The organism is Vreelandella venusta (assembly GCF_007989605.1).
Classification (GTDB): domain Bacteria; phylum Pseudomonadota; class Gammaproteobacteria; order Pseudomonadales; family Halomonadaceae; genus Vreelandella; species Vreelandella venusta.
Map to the genome: position 1 here is coordinate 49,175 of NZ_BJUL01000007.1, position 18,071 is coordinate 67,245.

20 protein-coding genes are annotated in these 18,071 nt (G+C 48.8%); 6 read left to right on the forward strand and 14 right to left on the reverse strand.

The genetic code is table 11. From position 1 onward, the window contains the following. Positions 1-164 precede the first annotated feature (164 nt). From HVE01_RS09495 to HVE01_RS09525, 6 genes are all read right to left on the reverse strand, one after another. Positions 165-788: a peptidase E gene (locus HVE01_RS09495; RefSeq protein ID WP_146943766.1), complete on the reverse strand. Its 624-nt coding sequence runs from the start codon at positions 786-788 to the stop codon at positions 165-167. 255 nt (positions 789-1,043) lie between these two features. After that, positions 1,044-1,478, reverse strand: coding sequence for a glyoxalase superfamily protein (locus HVE01_RS09500; protein WP_125747382.1), 435 nt, complete (start codon positions 1,476-1,478; stop codon positions 1,044-1,046). Beyond that, on the reverse strand, positions 1,475-2,872 hold the full coding sequence (locus HVE01_RS09505; protein WP_146943768.1) for an MATE family efflux transporter: 1,398 nt from the start codon (positions 2,870-2,872) through the stop codon (positions 1,475-1,477). The genes HVE01_RS09500 and HVE01_RS09505 overlap by 4 nt, the downstream gene beginning before the upstream one ends. 413 nt (positions 2,873-3,285) lie before the next feature. Next, positions 3,286-3,903 carry a LysE family translocator gene (locus HVE01_RS09510; RefSeq protein ID WP_146943770.1) on the reverse strand — a complete coding sequence of 206 codons (618 nt, stop codon included), beginning with the start codon at positions 3,901-3,903 and terminating at the stop codon, positions 3,286-3,288. A 90-nt stretch (positions 3,904-3,993) separates the two neighbouring features. Next, positions 3,994-4,395, reverse strand: a complete 402-nt coding sequence (locus HVE01_RS09515) for a GFA family protein (RefSeq protein ID WP_146943772.1) — start codon at positions 4,393-4,395, stop codon at positions 3,994-3,996. A 210-nt stretch (positions 4,396-4,605) separates the two neighbouring features. Next, positions 4,606-5,328 (reverse strand): DUF4336 domain-containing protein, encoded by a 723-nt coding sequence (locus HVE01_RS09525; protein WP_146943774.1) that lies wholly within the window; start codon positions 5,326-5,328, stop codon positions 4,606-4,608. A gap of 383 nt (positions 5,329-5,711) precedes the next feature. On the opposite strand from HVE01_RS09525, the gene HVE01_RS09530 reads away from it, so the two are divergent. Next, on the forward strand, positions 5,712-6,578 hold the full coding sequence (locus tag HVE01_RS09530; protein ID WP_198350391.1) for an SUMF1/EgtB/PvdO family nonheme iron enzyme: 867 nt from the start codon (positions 5,712-5,714) through the stop codon (positions 6,576-6,578). Beyond that, positions 6,571-7,113, forward strand: coding sequence for a carbapenem self-resistance protein CarG family protein (locus HVE01_RS09535; RefSeq protein WP_146943776.1), 543 nt, complete (start codon positions 6,571-6,573; stop codon positions 7,111-7,113). Before HVE01_RS09530 ends, HVE01_RS09535 begins: the two co-directional genes overlap by 8 nt. 189 nt (positions 7,114-7,302) lie before the next feature. Here HVE01_RS09535 and HVE01_RS09540 read toward each other — a convergent pair whose 3' ends face one another. The 7 genes from HVE01_RS09540 to HVE01_RS09570 form a co-directional block, all read right to left on the reverse strand. Then, positions 7,303-8,076 (reverse strand): class I SAM-dependent methyltransferase, encoded by a 774-nt coding sequence (locus HVE01_RS09540; protein WP_146943778.1) that lies wholly within the window; start codon positions 8,074-8,076, stop codon positions 7,303-7,305. Between the two features lie 132 nt (positions 8,077-8,208). Then, positions 8,209-8,712, reverse strand: a complete 504-nt coding sequence (locus tag HVE01_RS09545; RefSeq protein WP_146943780.1) for a P-loop NTPase family protein — start codon at positions 8,710-8,712, stop codon at positions 8,209-8,211. A 110-nt stretch (positions 8,713-8,822) separates the two neighbouring features. After that, on the reverse strand, positions 8,823-9,446 hold the full coding sequence (locus HVE01_RS09550) for a class I SAM-dependent methyltransferase (RefSeq protein WP_244973797.1): 624 nt from the start codon (positions 9,444-9,446) through the stop codon (positions 8,823-8,825). Positions 9,447-9,540: 94 nt separating this feature from the next. Then, positions 9,541-9,855: a YdeI/OmpD-associated family protein gene (locus HVE01_RS09555; protein WP_146943782.1), complete on the reverse strand. Its 315-nt coding sequence runs from the start codon at positions 9,853-9,855 to the stop codon at positions 9,541-9,543. 6 nt (positions 9,856-9,861) lie between these two features. Further along, positions 9,862-10,017: a 3-methyl-2-oxobutanoate hydroxymethyltransferase gene (locus HVE01_RS09560; RefSeq protein WP_186808830.1), complete on the reverse strand. Its 156-nt coding sequence runs from the start codon at positions 10,015-10,017 to the stop codon at positions 9,862-9,864. Positions 10,018-10,191: 174 nt separating this feature from the next. Beyond that, positions 10,192-10,680: a GNAT family N-acetyltransferase gene (locus HVE01_RS09565; protein WP_125747369.1), complete on the reverse strand. Its 489-nt coding sequence runs from the start codon at positions 10,678-10,680 to the stop codon at positions 10,192-10,194. 31 nt (positions 10,681-10,711) lie between these two features. Continuing rightward, complete coding sequence (locus HVE01_RS09570; protein ID WP_146943784.1) at positions 10,712-11,209, reverse strand: GNAT family N-acetyltransferase; 498 nt, start codon at positions 11,207-11,209, stop codon at positions 10,712-10,714. 590 nt (positions 11,210-11,799) lie between these two features. On the opposite strand from HVE01_RS09570, the gene HVE01_RS09575 reads away from it, so the two are divergent. Continuing rightward, positions 11,800-13,113, forward strand: a complete 1,314-nt coding sequence (locus HVE01_RS09575; protein WP_146943786.1) for a hypothetical protein — start codon at positions 11,800-11,802, stop codon at positions 13,111-13,113. Between the two features lie 20 nt (positions 13,114-13,133). Here the strand turns inward: HVE01_RS09575 and HVE01_RS09580 are convergent, their stop codons facing one another. Then, on the reverse strand, positions 13,134-13,652 hold the full coding sequence (locus HVE01_RS09580; RefSeq protein ID WP_125747363.1) for a zinc ribbon-containing protein: 519 nt from the start codon (positions 13,650-13,652) through the stop codon (positions 13,134-13,136). A 163-nt stretch (positions 13,653-13,815) separates the two neighbouring features. On the opposite strand from HVE01_RS09580, the gene leuS reads away from it, so the two are divergent. Genes leuS through holA form a run of 3 tightly spaced genes read left to right on the forward strand, consistent with a single transcriptional unit; the run spans position 13,816 to position 17,974 of the window. Then, a complete protein-coding gene (leuS, locus tag HVE01_RS09585; protein WP_125747361.1) occupies positions 13,816-16,401 on the forward strand; it encodes a leucine--tRNA ligase in 2,586 nt (861 codons plus the stop codon). Then, entirely contained in the window at positions 16,398-16,910 is a 513-nt protein-coding gene (locus tag HVE01_RS09590; RefSeq protein WP_125747359.1) for an LPS-assembly lipoprotein LptE, read from the forward strand. The genes leuS and HVE01_RS09590 overlap by 4 nt, the downstream gene beginning before the upstream one ends. Then, positions 16,907-17,974 carry a DNA polymerase III subunit delta gene (gene holA, locus HVE01_RS09595; protein ID WP_146943788.1) on the forward strand — a complete coding sequence of 356 codons (1,068 nt, stop codon included), beginning with the start codon at positions 16,907-16,909 and terminating at the stop codon, positions 17,972-17,974. The genes HVE01_RS09590 and holA overlap by 4 nt, the downstream gene beginning before the upstream one ends. Positions 17,975-18,071: the final 97 nt, after the last annotated feature.

Genomic DNA, 18,071 nt, shown 5'->3' on the forward strand with positions numbered 1-18,071 from the left:
GGCAGGGAACTGGCGATCCTTCGAGCCTTTTCAGTACATCAACAACATCGGCCTACAGCTATTCCCCAAATCGGACTCCCTATAACCCCACGTCGGAGTTGTATTTATTGAGCATGACTTGCAGAGGCAATTCCTTACTGGATTGAATGGCCTCCAGCTCCTTATTAAGTTTCGGCCGTCCAAACTTCAAACTCATCACCATTGATGATAATTGCTTGCGTATTGCTAATTGGGCAAAGATCTATTTTGTCATCATAGCTAGTGATAATTTTTTCAACGACTTGCTTGAAAGGAGCGTTGGTATGGTGTGGCACTGGATAAAAATCAACCATATTTAATGATGAAAAAGAGACTAAATTAGGTGCCGCCGTGAAATCGTCCATGTCTTTCACATACTCAATGTTAGGCGACATAACAATGGAGCCAGCAGACTCTCCGATATACATTTTCCCTGAACTTATTTGCTCCTTTATGATTTGATCTGCACCAGTTCTTTTCAACTCTTGAAGTAAAAAGAAAGTATTTCCACCAGTGACATAGATATAGTCATTTTTTTGAAGCTTGCTGTTTACCTCTTCACTTGGAGCAGTTGAAATCTCAAGCTCATCAACAATTAGCCCACACTTCTCGAGTGCTTCCTTGCCTGCGGCCACATAAAAATTGACATCTTCGACTAGACTTGCAGTAGGAATGAACGTAACCGTTTTTCCTACACATTTTTCGCTGGTAAACTTCACAAATAGATCGGCAACATCTGCGAAAGATGAAGTTAAAAACATGTTTTTCATTCGACTTCCTTACTATCTAAATGCTGTCATTATAGAGGCTTAACAGGCTGTAGAAAATCCATTTCCGAGCCCTATCTACCACCTTCCATGTTGGTTAGTTTTGGGTAAAAATCATTGTGACACTTCGGATGGAAAGCAGATAAGCCTAACTTGTATTCGATCAGGTAATGTAGCGTGCGCTCAAACAGACCTAGATAGAGGTGTGGACGGTTCGCAACTCCCGCCCACATTACCTGGTTGAAGTGCCAGCGCTATTTACCTGCGGCGCACGAGAGGCTCGACGATTAATTGCGGCGTGCCATCCGACGTCTTTTGTGGTGACCGACCTTCTTGATCAATGACGCCCCTAATACGACGGCGCATGTTGGAGAAGCTCGCAAATTGGACGGTATCGATCGGCTGGTCCAGCTGTATCGAAAGCCTATAGCTTTTTCCTACCTTCGATATCGCAACAATCCGGCCGCTAAAATTTTGCCCCAGGTACTGGCCACGAACCTCATCATGGATATTGAAGGGCGTTGGTTCGGCACCTGACAGCCGAGCATAAAGCGTGTTCCAGTCCCGCACGCCGTTTTGCTGGGCGATGAGCTCCAGCGATTGAGCGTGGCTAATCTGTGTTCCTTTGGCGACAAGCGCTTGACGCAGTGATTTTGCCTGCGCCTTGGCTTCCGCAAGTGTTTGAAGGGTCATGTTGGCTCTCCTTGTATTGCCAGCCCAAATCCGGAGCCGGTGGTATGCCGTTTCAGGCTGGCAATCACGATGACAATTGCAAGACTAGCCATGAGGCCATCGGCAATTGGGAACGCGAACCAAATCGCATCGGCGTCTTTGATGAGCGCGAGCGCAACAATCAGTGCCGGACTCAGTAAGAAAGGTTTGGTTAACGTCAGAACCGCTGCGCGCCCCGGCTGCCCCACCGCTTGAAAATAGAGCGCTAGTACTAGAAGCGGACCAACGACGAAGTAAAAATACATCATCGGACGCAGGATCGCCCCCACTTGGGCCACTACGACTGGGTCCCGGACAAAGCCCTCCCCAATATGGTGGCTGCTGCCGAGCAGAATGATCTCAACTGCAACGCAATAAAACAGTGCTGTGCCGAGTGCGAGTCGCAGTACAGCATCCGACCGAAGGTAGAGCCCCGCGCCGACATTGTTCCCGACAATGCTCTGGGTTGCGAGCGCGATAGCCATCAAGGGTAGGAAGATGAAGCTGAAGATCCGAGTGACGATCCCGTAGGCCGCGATGGTGTCGGCATAACCAGCCTCTGCTGTCAGCCGCAGGGTTGCGATCAGAGTCGCCGAAACAAGCGCAATACCGATGAAGCTGAGACTGAGAGGTGCCCCAAGGGCTAGTATAGGGCGCCAGTCTCCAGACCAGCGGTATCTGCCGAGCGATGAAAGCGGCAGTAATCCGTCTCCACGCACACGCAGGCCAATCAAAAGCCCTAAGCCCAGGCCCTGGGCTAGCACCGTGCCCCAGGCTGACCCGGCGACGCCGAGGTCAAAAATAACGATCAGCACATAGTTCAATGCAATATTAGCAAGCGTCACCCCAACCGACATTAGCGCAATGAACCCCGCCCGGCCCTCATTGCGCAATGCATCCGCATGCAGCCCAAGCAGGAACTGTAACGGCGTCGCATAGATCATGATCGATAGATAAGTGTGGGCCATCCCAGTGATGCCGTTCTGCCCATCCGTCAAGTAGCCAACGGCGGCACGCCCTCCTACCAGGAAGATCACGATCAGAGTGAGTGAGATACAGAGTGCCAACCCATGTGCTCGAGTAAAGACTGCCGCAGCCTGATCTCTTGCATCCGCGCCCAGGTGACGGGCCAGAAGACTCGACATACCACCGCTGACAAGAGTCGACAGGGCAACGGTGATCATAAAGGCCGGAAAGACGATGCTGACGGCAGTTAAGGCATTGGTGCCGACGAAGTGCCCTAAAAAAGTGGCGTCGACAATATTCAGCAGCCCGTTCATTGTCATGACGAGCATCATTGGAAATGCATTGGCGAAGAAGGTTCGCCCTATGGGGGCAATCAAAAAACGATTGTCAGGTGAGTGTCGGGACGACATCAATCACTCCTCAAATGAGGCATTTCGTTCTTGATGGGGGCCTGCATTGCCCACCTACGAAATGCTTCGAGAGTGAGTATGTTCGTACCGTCGGGCTTCACCGTGACTTGCGTCTGCAGGCGGCAGGTGCCCGATACCTTTAGCCGCAGACTTTAAGACCTTACCAACGCATATGTCAAGCAGGAAGGCATCAGTCTAGTCGTAACGAGATACCTAACTTTGAAGTGTTTATAGCCCTGCCTCCTCGAGGGGTAAGGGGCAAATAATAACGCCCGAAGTATCCGCCTGCCTTTACTTGTTATGTATTTTTCAACTTCTGATACGCGTAGAAGCAGATTGAATCTGCCCACAAAGTTGATCATGTTTGATGGGGTCAAAAGACGGTATGACGCCAGCTACAGCTGGCGCCTTCCTTAAGCCTTTGCTATTAGATACGATCCGGCTCCAACCATTAAACCACCGGCCGTCACCTTAACTGCTCGCTCTGCTCTATGGTTAGTGCCAAATGACGCAACGGCCCCCGCGAAATATGCATAGCCTAATTTGACACCACCAACGGCGAGTACGGTTATCATCGCAATTGCTGCGATATCCCATGTCTGGATAGTGGCCAAATCAACAAAAGTAGGGAATAAGCTCGCGTAGAAAAATATAGCTTTTACATCACCTAGAGTGAGAAGCAGACCAGAGAAAAAGCTTGCTGATAATTTCGCTGCTGACCGGCCGGAATGCTCCACTTGCAATGGCGCTTTCGATCTCATAAGACATATACCAAACCAGATCAAATACGCGCCTGCCAAATATCTCAGTATCAAGAAAAAACTACCCACGACTTCTGCCAGCGCAGTCATTCCTAAAACAGCTAGCAATACAAAGATAAGATCACCGACTACAATTCCCGCTGCAACGGCACAGCCGTTCGAGAATCCGGCAGAAGAAGCGCGAGCAACGACTAAGGCGACACTAGTGCTGGGAACTAGCGCTAAAGCTGACATCACTGTAAACAGAGCTAATATTTCGACTAAACTCATAGTAATTCCTGGGCTTAACGCTTGGCTCTGTGGCGTGCCAAAACGCAGCATAGGTGCATCCGCAACAGCCGCTGGTTATGTAATAGTCGCTCAATCTGGCAGCCCCTCAAACTTTGGCACCTCCCCCAACTCCCCATCCCAAGCAGCTTTGCTAGATAAAAAGATGTGTGCAGTTGGCAACATAGTGATTTCAGTGTCCAAACACCCAGCAGGAACAATGAGCAAACCCGCGATCTGAGTATTCGGTAATGCTGAACCACACAACTTACAAAAACTCTTGTTATGACGAGAGCCTGGAAGCGCAAAGCAAGTCACAGCATCTGTACCTGACTGCCAGATCAATTTAGCTGAACTTGAGAATAGATTTGCCGCATGAGCCGAGCCTGTATCTTTTTGACAGTGCTGACAATGACACAGGTAAAAGCTGTCAAACTCGCCTTCTACCTTAAATCTCACGGTGCCACACAGACAAGAACCAACATGATCAGTCATCAGAATCGCCTTCCCAAAGAAATCGCTGAGTCTTCTCTTGACTACTAAGCAGGTCATTTGTAAGCAAAGCTACAAGACTCTCCAAATCTTCATATTTAGCTGAACGATACTTTAAGTCTATTGAAAGTTCCTTTTTACCGCTGACTGCTAATGCCCCAAGCTGCGGCGCGAAGCCTCCGGCAGCCTTGACTTACCATCTGTGGCTATTGATTATTTCACCCATCGAAAAGCACGCTTTAATTCGGCAACGCCATTCGTTTCATACCAACGGCCATGGGCAATGATTACCTTATCAGGACTCCATTCCAGAATTTTATCAATCGCCTTTTTTAATTGCTTATGGCGTCCTAAATATGCCATTCGCAAATCAATTGGAAGCTTGCCGTCAGGATCCAAATTACCAGCAAGCCACATGAACATCCTTATAATCAGTGATTTTTCCATTTGAGCCTCAAAATTCTCGATTAAATCAGCAAGGATAAGCGTATTAGAGCCTTTATGGTAAAAGACGACCTCTTCTAAAATCCTACTCCCTTTAACGATCAACTGCTCTATATCCCCTCGCCATTCGTTTTCTGGCTCATCTGAAAGATCCTTATCAAATTCCCAACCAACTTTTCGCGCGGCGTCACGAGAACCAGGAGATGCCCAGGATATTGCGTTTGGATATAGTTCTTTCCATTCACCAATCCACCAGTAGTGAATTCTGTTGGGAGACACAAGATGTTTAACTTCTCCTAGCTTTTCAACTTCTTCTTTCAAGTACTGAGTAAGCTCGACCGGAGAATGTATAAATAATGCCCCAGAAGATAACCGAACAATCGTCATCCTAGTAGGAAAGCTTACCCCTTTAAACTTTATGAGTGGCCCATCCACAATCCAAATATCTTTTGCAACAGGTTTGAGAACCTGTATAGGCTTATATGTTTCCACTGCTTTACTCCTGCATCTTTAACTGTTCCAACCAAGATAAGTAACGCCTTGCTACTTACTTTCCTTGACCGATTTTACTTTGAAGGTAACGGTGCGAACGCCTGCATAGGCTGCGTCGGCGGCATTCTCCGCATCAATTGTTGTCAACGCCATCGATAATGTCAGGTCGGTCGCTGTTCTGCTCAGTAGCGAGGCCTTGGTCAGAGATACCTTTTTCTGCTTCCCCAAAAACTAGTCCGCAATGCGACGAAAGGTCTGCTTCCGCCATGAATTAGCGATAGCTTTTAAAGCAGATTATTAACTACAATAAGCGTAACGTAAAATCGAAAAATTTATATTTCCCAAAAAATAATTAGTCACTAGTAGACCTGAGGTTTTGGATTTTGAAAAATGTCACCGGGATTTTGTGTTTTCTTTTTTGTACACCTGTGTTTGCGCAGAATAGTTTTCATTTGCCAGACGAAGCTAAAGTAGAGGGCGGCAGCTTTTACGTCGGCACAGTTTTTGGCGACCAAGATTATGCTGGCAATGCCAATCTTTCTACCCCTTCATTCTTAATCATGAAAACGGAAGTGCCGTATCGGCTCTATCAGGAAGTGCAATCCTGGGCCTTCCAACATGGTTATTCATTGGGCGACGCCTGTGATGGCGCCACAATTGACGACTGTCGGTCAGACAACCAGAGTAGCGGCCAGCACCCTGCCGTTAATGTCACCTGGTGGGATACCATTTTGTTTGCCAATGCCCTAAGCGAATACCAAGGGCTGACTCCCTACTACCTAGACACCGAGGGGGCGCCGCTTAAAGCCATACCGGAAATCGATGATAGCTCCGGCATACAAAGGGAGCCTAAAGCATCGGGGTACCGTTTACCTGATATGGTTGCATGGCAAGTCGCGGCTAGAGGTGGCTATGAAGGTATTGCAGACGGCTCCTATGGCTACCCTCATTCAGGCAGTCCACAACCGGAAGCAGTCGCCAACTTCCCCTCTGAAGATGGCACCATATTGGGTACATTGCCCGTAGGCTCTAAGCTTCCCAATGCTTTGGATCTTTACGATATGAGCGGTAACGCGGCGGAATGGATTGATGAAAGAAACCATTACGCCAAGGGAATCCCCATGTATTATTTTTGTGGCGGCAGTTATCAACAAGCCGTCACTAACGTGCTATCAGGTTGTGATGTACATTCTCCGGGGTTTGGAATGCCCGATATCGGTTTCCGGTTAATAAGAGCGGTCGATGAGTAAGCACCTATTCTTCCTGCTGGTTTACTTTTTTAGCACTAATGCCATGGCGTTTTCTCAGCTTGAGTTAACCGATGGCGTAAACCGTATTGATCTCAACAGAAACGGTATGGAGGATTATGTCATTGCCTCGATATATGACAGAAACATGTCATATAGTAATAATTCGCTGACCTTCTTTATTCGCTTGCCTAACGGCGAGCTCAGCATTATACCAGCAGCCAATCGAGATACATTCACTTGGCTAGATCATCGTATTTTCTCCGGCGCCATCACGATTCGGGACAACCGCCTTTTCGAGTCCGATAATGGCGTTTTTCTAGTGGTCGCCAAAAAGCATACTGAGAATAGGGATTTGTTTGGTCCTGGGCCTTTTACGTTTGAGGTTTACGGTATCCAACAATCCAGCCAACACCCCGGCGCCCCACTTTATGAGTGGTCACTATTGAAGACTTTTGAGTCGACTGGGCAACATGCGTCTTCCGAGCAGGCTTTCCTGGAAATCGACGCAGAGGCACTGAAGCGGGGCAATAACTGAGCGCTCTAATCATTTGAGTAACGGTTAGCATTACTTGGTTGATGCTTACGTGTTCACGTAAGCATCAATGGTGCCCGTCAAACAGTGTCTTCTTCTACTTCTAGTATGCTGGATTTTTCCGCCTCACCTGAACCAGCCCAAGGTACACACGAAACCGAGAAAATCACGTAATAGCTTTCGAGCAGCATGTTAGGCGATTCTTCGTGCTTTAATTGCGTACAACAATGGAACCTGTTGTCCCTTATATAACATTTGATACCCTAAGCCTGGCACCAACTCTAAACCATCAAAGCAATTATAAGGGCTATAGGGATGCTCAGAGAAAGACTCTATAGCTAACCCTGCACCAATTAAAGCGCTTATAACCTCACTCATTGAATGGGACCAAGTTACCACCGTTGATTTAGTACCATCGCAGTTTTCGGTATAAGTACCTTCCTCTTCAACATCAGGGGCATCGCTGGAGAAGTATGAGTAACCTGATAACAAGTCGTTAAAAGCATGAAACTCAATCAGATGAAATTCACCACCAATTTTTAATGATTTAGCGACTGTTTGTGCCCAACCTTCTAAATTGGATAGCCAGCACAAAACTCCGTATGAAGTAAATACAACATCGAATTCCTGTGTATTTTGACGACCAAATTGAACAACATCACTTTCGATAAAATTTGCTTTTAAGCCTAAAGACTGCTTCAGCAAGTTTGCCTGTTCGATTGCATCAGCAGACAAATCCACACCCGTGACCTCTGCACCTAAACGAGCCCAAGACAGGGTATCTTGACCAAAATGACACTGTAGATGTAATAAGGATTTCCCCTCTACATTTCCAAGCTGTTTCAGCTCTACTGGGTTTAACGAGCATTTACCATTTCTGAATGACTCAACATCGTAGAATGACGATTCAACATGCACTTTGGTTCTTTTGTCCCACGCCTCTTTATTTATGCTCAAATAATCCATTTTATACCCATATAGTATATTTTTTCGCCTAACGAGACGGTAGAAAAACCGATTTCGAACCGTCTACATCGCCTATCATCCTAATTTATTTACTCAGCAAGTTATCTGCCCGAATCATTCTAACATTGGCATTCAGCCATTAACTGCTCGCTCTACCTCAGAGAAGCTGCTGCAAACTACTATTTTATCAGCCTGAGCTTTCGAAAACGCATAAAATCGTACCAGATTGTCTCGGTCGTACTTTTGGTTCCAAGACATCAGCTCAATAAGATTTGCCAACGTTTCATTTTTCTTGCGGCTGCGTGAAAGCTTGTAGCCCAAATAGCGCCGCAGTATCCTCCATTGCCTCAGCAATACTGGTGTATTGAGAACAATTATCTTATCGGCTCCTTCAAAGGACTTCTCTAGCCACTTATAGTAAACCCCTTCAATTATCCAGGTGTCGTTCGACAGGATAGACTCTAAGTTTTTTTGCCGTGCCTCGTCGCCAGACCTGATGTAATCCGTATGATTTCGATCCCAAAATATGTCATCTAAATCGTGTTGAGGCAGACCATATTTCTCTGAAAGCTTCCTAGCAATATATGATTTCCCGCTTCCCGGGCCACCAATTATATGCAGTTTTTGATATTTCATAGCATGACGCCGCGTTAAGTAGTGAGAAACGCTGCCATTCTACCAAACTCGCTGCGGTGTAAACATTAAAGTCAAAATATCGAACGTTGCGAATCTGTCTTAAATGCTTTTTATGTTCGTTTCACCGCGACAACAGAATAGGTGTGCCAATGCTTCATTCTACCCAATGCAGTTTTAGCTTTTTCGTCCCGTTCATAGAATCTGACTATTTCAAACCCATTGAACAACCTCTTTATCTCAGATTCGGATAAATAGGTAATTGGACTACGATAATTTTTAGCCCAACTGTCTTTGACACCCGTAAAGTCGCCTGCAAATACCCCACAGACTTCAATTGATGACTTAATATTTCTCCAAGTCGTTTCAAATCGATCTGGGTCTGCGAAGAACAAGCTTGAATTAGCGATAACTACGCCAGACGTAGGATAGTCGAAGGACTCAAACGAAGACTCTGAAATTTTGACTAATGAGTTTGACCCAAACCTATCTCTACAAATAGCAACTGAGTCAGAATTAATGTCAAAGCCATGCACTTTAAAACCCTGCTGCTCTAAATACTGAATATCACTTCCTGTGCCACAGCCACAATCAGTGGCTACTTTGAGATTTGACTCATTGAACTGAACAGCAAACTCGGTGCGTTTTAAATGAGGGCGAGATAGTGCCTTTCCGTAGTAATGACGCCAGATTTCAGCATTTTTATCCATATTTCTCTGACTTTCCATACAAAACATATAAAACGCCTTGCTGTGTTGCGCAGCGGTGAGAAAAGAAAAAGTACAAAGGAGCGTAGGCCACTGAGTCGCATATGACCATTTGTTATTTATTTCATTTTTCTCCTGGCTTTTTCTTTTTATCTATCAAAACATCCTGTTGCCATTTACTCGGTTTTTTGTCCGTGCGATGTATACACCCTACCCAGCAGCAAGGTCTTTTTTTCCCTTCTAGAAGTTCTTCAGTAGCTCGAACTATCCGCTTTACTCTAGTTTTCTCTTGTTTGGCGTCTTCAACCCAACAAATAAATTCATTACGGCCAATTGCCGATAAGGCTTCCCAAGTATTAATGAGGCCTTTTTCAGTTAATGCTACGGCCAAATCAACGGGCAATTCATGCACTAGGCCTCCGGAAAGTTTTGGCTTCATATTCAATCACCTAATTTCTGGTTTTGCGGGCCAACGCTCGAAATACGTCACGCTGCTTTCGATTCCCATTTCGACCATACCAACAGTATCGCCAACAAGCATTATCAGAACCCATGCTTCCTCGATACTCCTGGCAACTGGGCAGGTATATGCTGTCAGCATGGGGAGAGTTTTAGTCTATTCATCTCGATAAAAGCTTGCGGTTTCACCTTCATACATCCTTTCTCCTTCGGCTACGGGAGAAGCTAACGCCATTTTAAGGCGCGACGAAATGCTTTCCAAAATGTAAGCGAAGCGATCCTGATAAGCATTGAGAAATCGTTCACAAACACTTTATTATGTACCGACGTACGCAAACACATGGTTACGGTGCAACTCCCCCTCCAGATTGAAATTGAGTTCACCAATGATGTTAAAACCTAATTTATCATAAAACCCAATTGCGCCATGATTATTAACCCAAGTGGATAACCAAAAAGGGAAACCATGAGCATTTTCTATTTCCCTTAGGAGTTGGCGACCAACACCTTTGCCATGAAAATGTTGTGATACATATAGCGTTACAATTTCGTAGCCTAAACCATCTTCAAGCTCTGAATTCAAATCAGCAACAATAAAACCAATAAGGTGCGAATCCTCTTCGAAAACCCTAACATCAATACATTCTCTTTCAAGTAACTTAGCAAAATATTCCTCATTGAAAGTAGACAAGGCATATTTTGATATTTGAGAACGCACACCTTTCACCGCATATGTGTGCAACCAAACTTGAAGTGACAACGCTGCTAAATCTAAACAGTCACGTTTCAATGCTTTCCTAATCATTGACGAACTCCTTTAGGCATATGGCAGTTCACTATGACGCATGCGCGTTATCATCAAGTACTCGTTTCATTAGCTGCGCACTATTACCATAACTTTTACACACTTCTTGTTCTAATGGTGTAAAACCTTGTTTTTGCCAAAATTGCATTGAATTCTGAACAGACACTAACCGAATTTCTCTGTAGCCTGAGACGATAGCAATATTCACTAAATGCGCCATCATTGTTGAGCCAATACCTTTGCCAAACGAATTACTCGACACAGCTAAATCGTGGAGGAACAAAATTGATCCTTCTGTCCCTTTTGGCAGCTTGTTGAACAATTTCGGTGGCGTCTTACTGTTCCAAGAATGCGCTAACACATATCCTGCTAGCCGCTCATCATCTCTATAAATAAAACAACTGCTTAGCGACCTCAGCCACTTATCCTGCAACACCTCTAGGCTCTCTGGTTCAACCAAATGATAAACTTCTGCTTGCAGTTTCAATATCTCAGGCCAAGTTGTTTCCACGATAGATTCTATTGACATACTTTGACCTAAAATACTTTGGGCATAACAGCGTGTTCTAGCTCATTAGTCCAAGGATATGCACTTGATGGCTTCTCTCAGGTATAGCTTAGAGCTACCGCAGCCCTTTCGGCTAGATAAAAAAGCACGCTACCGCCCCGGTACATCAGGGCTGAATTAAACGCTCCGCTGGCGACCGTCTGGGCTTATCTTGTTTGATATTACGTTAAGCAAACTATCTATTTTTTACATTACTCAGTTTTCTTCGGCATGGCAAAGTAGAAACGTCGCTTTGTTATGCTTCTATCGTTGTATGTGTTGATCCGTGCCCTTGTCCTTCCGCGGGTGCCTCATTCGCTCGTTCCTCGCGATATTCGTTACCGCGCGCTACAAGTTGCTTTGATTGGTTATAACGGCGCGGCTAGTGTTGGCGGCATTATCATCGCGCGCTGAAGCGCCCTCCCACAATAATTCGAGGCCTATGGGCAGCAGCACGCACCGCACTACATGAATGCACTTATTGTTACGTTTATGCGAAGTTTCCTGCGCCTTCTGCTAGCCAATTGTTGAAAAGCCGATTAGCCTGCTAACTCAACCAGCAAGGGATTGAGATGCAAGAGACAACGTTGCGGCAGCGGGTGGCGGGGGTTTTGATTCTGCTTGGGCTGGTCGCTCAAATTATTGGCTTTATCGGCGTGATACCGACGGCACAGGCGGTGAGCTATGTGTTGTGGGTGGCGGTGGCGCTGCTATGGCGAGATATCCCGCGCCGTTCGCGCATACAGGCGGGAGTATTGATTACCCTTGGAGCGCTGATGCTAGTAGTGGCAAGGGTGATGTATGGTGCCAACGTAAATTGGCCTGCCATGCTTCAGGGCAATGTGTTTGTGGCCACGATGCTGGTGGGCGTTAGCTTTATTTCGTTGATTGGTACCCAGGGTAATAAGCGCCCGCCGGGTAAACGAGTGACCGGAGCAGATGGCGTGCTGCGCACGTGGCTAGGGGTACACTTTCTCGGCACCATTCTAAATCTTTCGACGATCTTTATGGTGGGCGACCGCTTAGCCAGGCGCTCTCCGCTAACCATGCCCCAGTTATTGGCCTTGAATCGTGGACTTTCCAGTGCCGCACTATGGTCGCCCTTTTTTGCCTCTATGGCGGTGGTGATTGCATTGGCGCCCGACGTTCAGTACGGCCAGATTGCGCTGATTGGGTTTCCGTTAGCGCTACTATCCGGGCTATTAACCACCTTAGAGTTGAGCCGTCGGTTTGATTTAACCGAGGTCGACGGCTTTTCGCTTTCGCCACGCAGCCTGTTAATGCCGGCGAGCATGGCAGCACTGGTAATGCTGTTTCATTTTTGGCTTACGCCATCGCTCACCATTGTCAGTATTATTACCTTTTTACTGCCAGTGGTAGCGGTGCTGAGCAACCTACGTGAAGGCACGCGTTTTACCCTGCGGCGCATTCGCCAACACACCACCACACGACTACCCGCCATGCGCGGGGAAATCTCGCTGTTTTTAGCGGCGGGCTTATTAACGCTGGGGCTTTCTACTCTGGTAGCAGCCGCAGCAGGTGACGACTGGACGCTATTTGCCACGTTTGGCATGTGGCAAGCCATGGTGAGCTTTGCGGCGATTACGCTGAGTGCGCTGGCGGGATTACACCCGATCATTGGTGTTTCCGTGCTGGCATCTATTTTGAATTTAGCAAGCGGTGAGCAAACGCTGTTTGCCTTTGTTGCGCTGAGCGCTTGGGCGGTAGGTACCAGCGTTGGGCCGTTATCTGGCATTAATCTTTCGCTGCAGGGGCGCTACGGGATTAGCGGCTACCGCATGATGAAAAATAATTTACTGTATGCCGCGATGATGAGCCTGCTCTCGCTGGGTGCGATCGCAGGCCTGAGCATCTGGGTCAATTAAGTGATGAGTGCGCTAGCCTCCTAGGTTTCGACGATTTTACTGGGAAAGCGGTAGAAATAGCGGTGGCCACACTGGTGGCAAGGTTCCAGGCGTGAGACGCTTTCTAGCATCACCTGAGCATCGCAGTGTACGCACGCCATCAGGCCTGGCGCAGCAACTTCACCTTCACAGTAGTCGGCACGAGCAGCTTCCAAGTCATCTTCGAAGCGTTCGCGCTCCACCACGCTACGGTCGGCAATTGAAAGCAGTGATTCCGCTACCCGCCGTGAAAGGCTATCGATATCAATACCCAACCAGCTAGCAACCTGCTTACCGGTATCCGCCATGTAGTAGCGCATATCTTTCAGGTCACGCTCTACCCAGGCACGCAGCAACGCGAGCTCGTCTTTGGTGTACTCTTCCAGCTCCGCTTCAAAAGCAACGGCGTCGTCCAAATCCTTTTGTAGATTATCCCAGGTAAGATCGTTGGCCCCGTCCTGCAAGCGTTCTAGCAGGCGCTCGTAGCCTTCTCGCAAACGGTGATCGTTATGTTGTTCCATGGTACCTCTCCTTTTGTCGACCCAAGGTGCGGCCTATCATCGGCTAACCGTTCAAGGATACACCTGCATAGGATACAATCGACGTTACTTATCTGACAGCCGTCATCCATTATTCACTTTGCGCCCTTTTTGGGCGAATTACCCCAAGGCATTGAAAACACCGATGGACGCACATTACAGCCCCCGTGAGATTGAACGTGACGCTCAGCAGTACTGGGATAAACACCAGTGCTTCAAAGCAGTAGAAGACGCTAACCGCGAAAAGTTCTACTGCCTATCCATGTTCCCCTACCCCAGCGGCAAGCTGCATATGGGTCACGTGCGTAACTACACTATCGGCGACGTTGTGTCCCGTTTCCAGCGCATGCAGGGTAAAAATGTCATGCAGCCCATGGGTTGGGATGCATTCGGTATGCCTGCGGAAAATGCCGCGATTCAAAATCAGGTGCCGCCCGCGAAGTGGACCTATCAAAACATTGATTACATGCGTAATCAGTTGAAAGCGCTTGGCTTTGCCTACGACTGGAGCCGCGAATTCGCTACTTGCGATACCAGCTATTACCGCTGGGAGCAGTGGTTCTTTACCAAGCTGGTCGAAAAAGGCTTGGTCTATAAGAAAATGTCCACGGTGAACTGGGATCCGGTTGACCAAACGGTACTGGCTAACGAGCAGGTAATCGACGGCTGCGGCTGGCGTTCTGGTGCACCGGTAGAGCGTAAAGAGATCCCGCTGTGGTTCTTGAAAATTACCGACTACGCCGATGAGCTGTTGGCAGATCTTGATAATGTCGAGTGGCCCGAACAGGTCAAAACCATGCAGCGCAACTGGATTGGTAAATCCCGCGGCGTTGAGATGACCTTTGATATTCAGGCGGCAGACGGCAGCGCCTGCGAGCCGCTGGCGGTGTATACCACCCGCCCGGATACGCTGCTGGGTGTCACCTACGTGGCCGTCGCCGCTGGTCACCCGCTGGCTAAGCAGGCTGCCGCGCAAAACAGCGAACTGGCGGCGTTTTGTGACGAATGCGCCAAAGGTGGCACGTCGGAAGCCGAAATGGCCACAAAAGAAAAGCTGGGCATGCTCACTGGGCACAAAGCGATTCACCCGCTCACCGGTGATGAAGTGCCGGTGTTTGTGGCCAACTTCGTCTTAATGGAGTTTGGCACCGGTGCGGTGATGGCGGTACCTGCCCACGACCAGCGCGACTGGGAATTTGCCACCAAGTACGGCGTAGAGCTTAAGCCTGTGGTGGCCGATGCCAACGGCAACCAGCCGGATATTTCCGAAGGTGCTTATGTTGAGCACGGCACGTTGATTAACTCTGGCGAATTTGATGGCCTCGAGTTCCAAGCGGCGTTTGATGCGATTGCCGCAAAGCTTACTGAGCTTGGCCGTGGTGAAGTAAAAACCAATTACCGTCTGCGTGACTGGGGTATTGCTCGCCAGCGTTATTGGGGTGCGCCAATTCCTGTGAAATATGGCCCGGAAGGTCAAACCGTGCCGCTCTCCGATGATGAATTGCCGGTAGCACTGCCCATGGAAGTCACCGTGGATGCTTCCGGCTCACCGCTGAAGAAGATGCCCGAGTTTTCTGAGCTGGGCGATGGCTGGGTGCGCGAAACCGATACCTTCGATACCTTTATGGAATCGTCCTGGTACTTCGCCCGCTTCTGCTGCGCGGATAACCACGAAGCCATGTTGGACGAGCGCGCCAATTACTGGCTGCCCGTTGACCTGTATATCGGCGGTATCGAACACGCGATTCTGCATCTACTCTACGCCCGCTTCTTCCATAAACTGCTGCGCGATTTCGGCATGCTGGATTCCGATGAGCCGTTCCAGCAACTGCTCACCCAGGGCATGGTCATTGCGGAAACCTTCTACCGCGTTAAAGATAACGGTGGTAAGGAGTGGTTCAACCCCGCCGACGTAGAAGTCAAACGCGATGAGAAAGGTCGACCGTTAAGCGCTGTTCTGATCAGCGATGGCCTGCCGGTAGAGATGGGCGGCATCGAGAAGATGTCGAAATCGAAAAATAACGGTGTTGATCCTCAGTCGATGATCGACAAGTTTGGTGCCGATACCGTCCGCCTGTTTATGATGTTTGCCGCACCGCCCGAGCAGTCGCTGGAGTGGTCGGATTCTGGCGTTGAGGGTGCGCATCGCTTCTTGAAACGGATTTGGCGCCAGGTGACCGAACACTTGGCTGCGGGTACGCCGGGCAAATTGGCCGTTGATGCGTTAAACGACGACCAAAAAGCACTGCGTCGTAAGACCCACGAGACAATCAAGAAAGCCAGTGATGATATTGGCCGCCGCACCACCTTTAATACCGCCATTGCCGCAGTCATGGAACTCTCTAACGCAGTGGCCAAGTTCGACGATACGTCCGAGCTCGGCTTAGCGGTCAGCCGCGAAGCGCTTGAGGCGTGCGTGCTACTGTTGGCACCCATTACACCGCACTTGTGCCACGCACTGTGGCAACAATTAGGCTATGACCAGCCCGCCATTGAAGCCCAGTGGCCACAGGTAGATGAAGCCGCGCTCACCCGCGACAGTATCGAACTCGTCGTGCAAGTGAACGGAAAACTGCGCGCGCGCCTAGAAGCCCCGGCCAGCGCAGATAAAGCCGCCATCGAGCAACTGGCGATGGAGAACGAAAACGTCCAGCGCCATCTGGAAGGTAAAACGGTTCGTAAAGTCATCGTTGTACCCGGCAAGCTGGTTAACATTGTGGTGAGTGGATGAAACCATCCCAACACGTTACGCGCCGTCGTTTCCTCGCTACCAGCATCGCCGCCTCAGCGGCGGTGTTGCTCAGTGGCTGCGGGTTTCGCTTGCGCGGCTCAGATTCGATGCCGCGCCTGCCTGCCCTATCACTTGAGGGCGACGACAAAAGCGCCTTGGCTCAGCAGCTACGCATCCGGCTACTGCAGCGAAGCAGCGAGGTTTCTGATGGCGCTCCCTGGCGGGTCACGCTGGGCTCACCAACGCTTCGCCAACGCCGTATTGGCAGCGAAGGACGTGCCAGCCAAGAACATGAGCTAACGCTAAGCACGTCTCTCTCCGTGCAGCAGCGAGAAGACAATGCTTATGTGCTTAATAATGCAACGATAACGACCGATACGCGCATTCGGGTCAGCGATGACGATCTACTCAATCGCGAAACCCTCTTTCAAGAAGCGGAACAAACGCTAACACGGCAACTGGCTGAGCGCATTGTCGAAAGACTGGCGAACCTTGAGGCCATTCAGTGAAGGTATTTTCGGATCAGCTTCCCGCGGCCTTAGCAAAAAAACTGCCCAAGGTCGTGATTGTTGCCGGTGATGAGCCACTGCAACATCGTGACGCCTGTGATGCCGTGCGCTCAGCCGCGCGGCAAGCGGGTGTTGAAGAGCGGGAAGTGCTTGATGTAGAGCCTAACTTTGCCTGGAGCCGACTGCTAGAAACCGCCAGCAATCTATCATTATTCGCCTCTAATAAGCTTCTGGAACTTAGGCTAGGGACGCATAAACTCGGCCAAGATGGCAGTAAAGCACTGGCACAATATGCTGAATTGATGGACGGCAGCGACGACTTGCTGCTGATTAGCATGGGCAAACTAGACGCCAAGCAACAAAAAAGCGCTTGGTTTAAAGCACTCGACAAGCACGGTTTATTTGTACCTGTATGGCCCGTCGATGCTTCGCGGTTAGGCTACTGGCTACGGGATCGCGCATCGTTGCATGGTTTGCAAATTGACCTAGAAGCGGCTCGCTTATTGGGTGAGCGCACCGAAGGTAACCTGTTGGCTGCTGATCAGGAGCTGCAAAAACTGGCGCTGATTCATCCACCTAACACTCGCCTTAATGTTGAAAGCATCGCCCAAGGCGTGGAAGACAGCACTCGCTTTGATGTGTTTAACCTTGCGGATGCCTGTTTAAAAGGAGAGCCAAGCCGTACCTCGCGTATCGTTAATGGGCTGCGCAGTGAAGGAGTTGAAGCCCCCATTGTGCTTTGGGCACTCAGTCGCGAGCTACGCACCCTGCTTTCGCTGCACCAGCATTTGGATCAGGGACAAAGCTTTGAGCACGCGTGTAAAACCCAGAAACCAATGATTTTTGATAAACGCCGCCCCGCTTATCAAAAAGCGATCAGTCGCCTATCAATGAAACGTTTACACAAGCTCCTGCTGATGGCCCAACGATTAGACCTGGCGGTGAAAGGGGCTTCTGCGGTGCCCTTATGGCCAGGACTTCATGACTTAGCTATGACTATGGCGGGTGGTAAGGGACTGTTAGCTGAATCCGCTTGGACCTACCGCATTAGTGCAAATAATTAGCACTTTTCGTTTTCGCCTTAAATCCACCACGGTTTATTTTTATACTATTGCTTCAGGTTACAAATTAGCTTGAAAAACCTCTGATTAACTATTGCGC

What these genes read in the sequence shown, in the direction of transcription:
- HVE01_RS09495 (WP_146943766.1), bottom strand. Translation starts at nt 788, where the DNA reads ATGAAAAACATGTTTTTAACTTCATCTTTCGCAGATGTTGCCGATCTA.
- HVE01_RS09500 (WP_125747382.1), bottom strand. Translation starts at nt 1,478, where the DNA reads ATGACCCTTCAAACACTTGCGGAAGCCAAGGCGCAGGCAAAATCACTG.
- HVE01_RS09505 (WP_146943768.1), bottom strand. Translation starts at nt 2,872, where the DNA reads ATGTCGTCCCGACACTCACCTGACAATCGTTTTTTGATTGCCCCCATA.
- HVE01_RS09510 (WP_146943770.1), bottom strand. Translation starts at nt 3,903, where the DNA reads ATGAGTTTAGTCGAAATATTAGCTCTGTTTACAGTGATGTCAGCTTTA.
- HVE01_RS09515 (WP_146943772.1), bottom strand. Translation starts at nt 4,395, where the DNA reads ATGACTGATCATGTTGGTTCTTGTCTGTGTGGCACCGTGAGATTTAAG.
- HVE01_RS09535 (WP_146943776.1), top strand. Translation starts at nt 6,571, where the DNA reads ATGAGTAAGCACCTATTCTTCCTGCTGGTTTACTTTTTTAGCACTAAT.
- HVE01_RS09540 (WP_146943778.1), bottom strand. Translation starts at nt 8,076, where the DNA reads ATGGATTATTTGAGCATAAATAAAGAGGCGTGGGACAAAAGAACCAAA.
- HVE01_RS09545 (WP_146943780.1), bottom strand. Translation starts at nt 8,712, where the DNA reads ATGAAATATCAAAAACTGCATATAATTGGTGGCCCGGGAAGCGGGAAA.
- HVE01_RS09550 (WP_244973797.1), bottom strand. Translation starts at nt 9,446, where the DNA reads ATGTTTTGTATGGAAAGTCAGAGAAATATGGATAAAAATGCTGAAATC.
- HVE01_RS09555 (WP_146943782.1), bottom strand. Translation starts at nt 9,855, where the DNA reads ATGAAGCCAAAACTTTCCGGAGGCCTAGTGCATGAATTGCCCGTTGAT.
- HVE01_RS09560 (WP_186808830.1), bottom strand. Translation starts at nt 10,017, where the DNA reads ATGCTGACAGCATATACCTGCCCAGTTGCCAGGAGTATCGAGGAAGCA.
- HVE01_RS09565 (WP_125747369.1), bottom strand. Translation starts at nt 10,680, where the DNA reads ATGATTAGGAAAGCATTGAAACGTGACTGTTTAGATTTAGCAGCGTTG.
- HVE01_RS09570 (WP_146943784.1), bottom strand. Translation starts at nt 11,209, where the DNA reads ATGTCAATAGAATCTATCGTGGAAACAACTTGGCCTGAGATATTGAAA.
- HVE01_RS09575 (WP_146943786.1), top strand. Translation starts at nt 11,800, where the DNA reads ATGCAAGAGACAACGTTGCGGCAGCGGGTGGCGGGGGTTTTGATTCTG.
- HVE01_RS09580 (WP_125747363.1), bottom strand. Translation starts at nt 13,652, where the DNA reads ATGGAACAACATAACGATCACCGTTTGCGAGAAGGCTACGAGCGCCTG.
- leuS (WP_125747361.1), top strand. Translation starts at nt 13,816, where the DNA reads ATGGACGCACATTACAGCCCCCGTGAGATTGAACGTGACGCTCAGCAG.
- HVE01_RS09590 (WP_125747359.1), top strand. Translation starts at nt 16,398, where the DNA reads ATGAAACCATCCCAACACGTTACGCGCCGTCGTTTCCTCGCTACCAGC.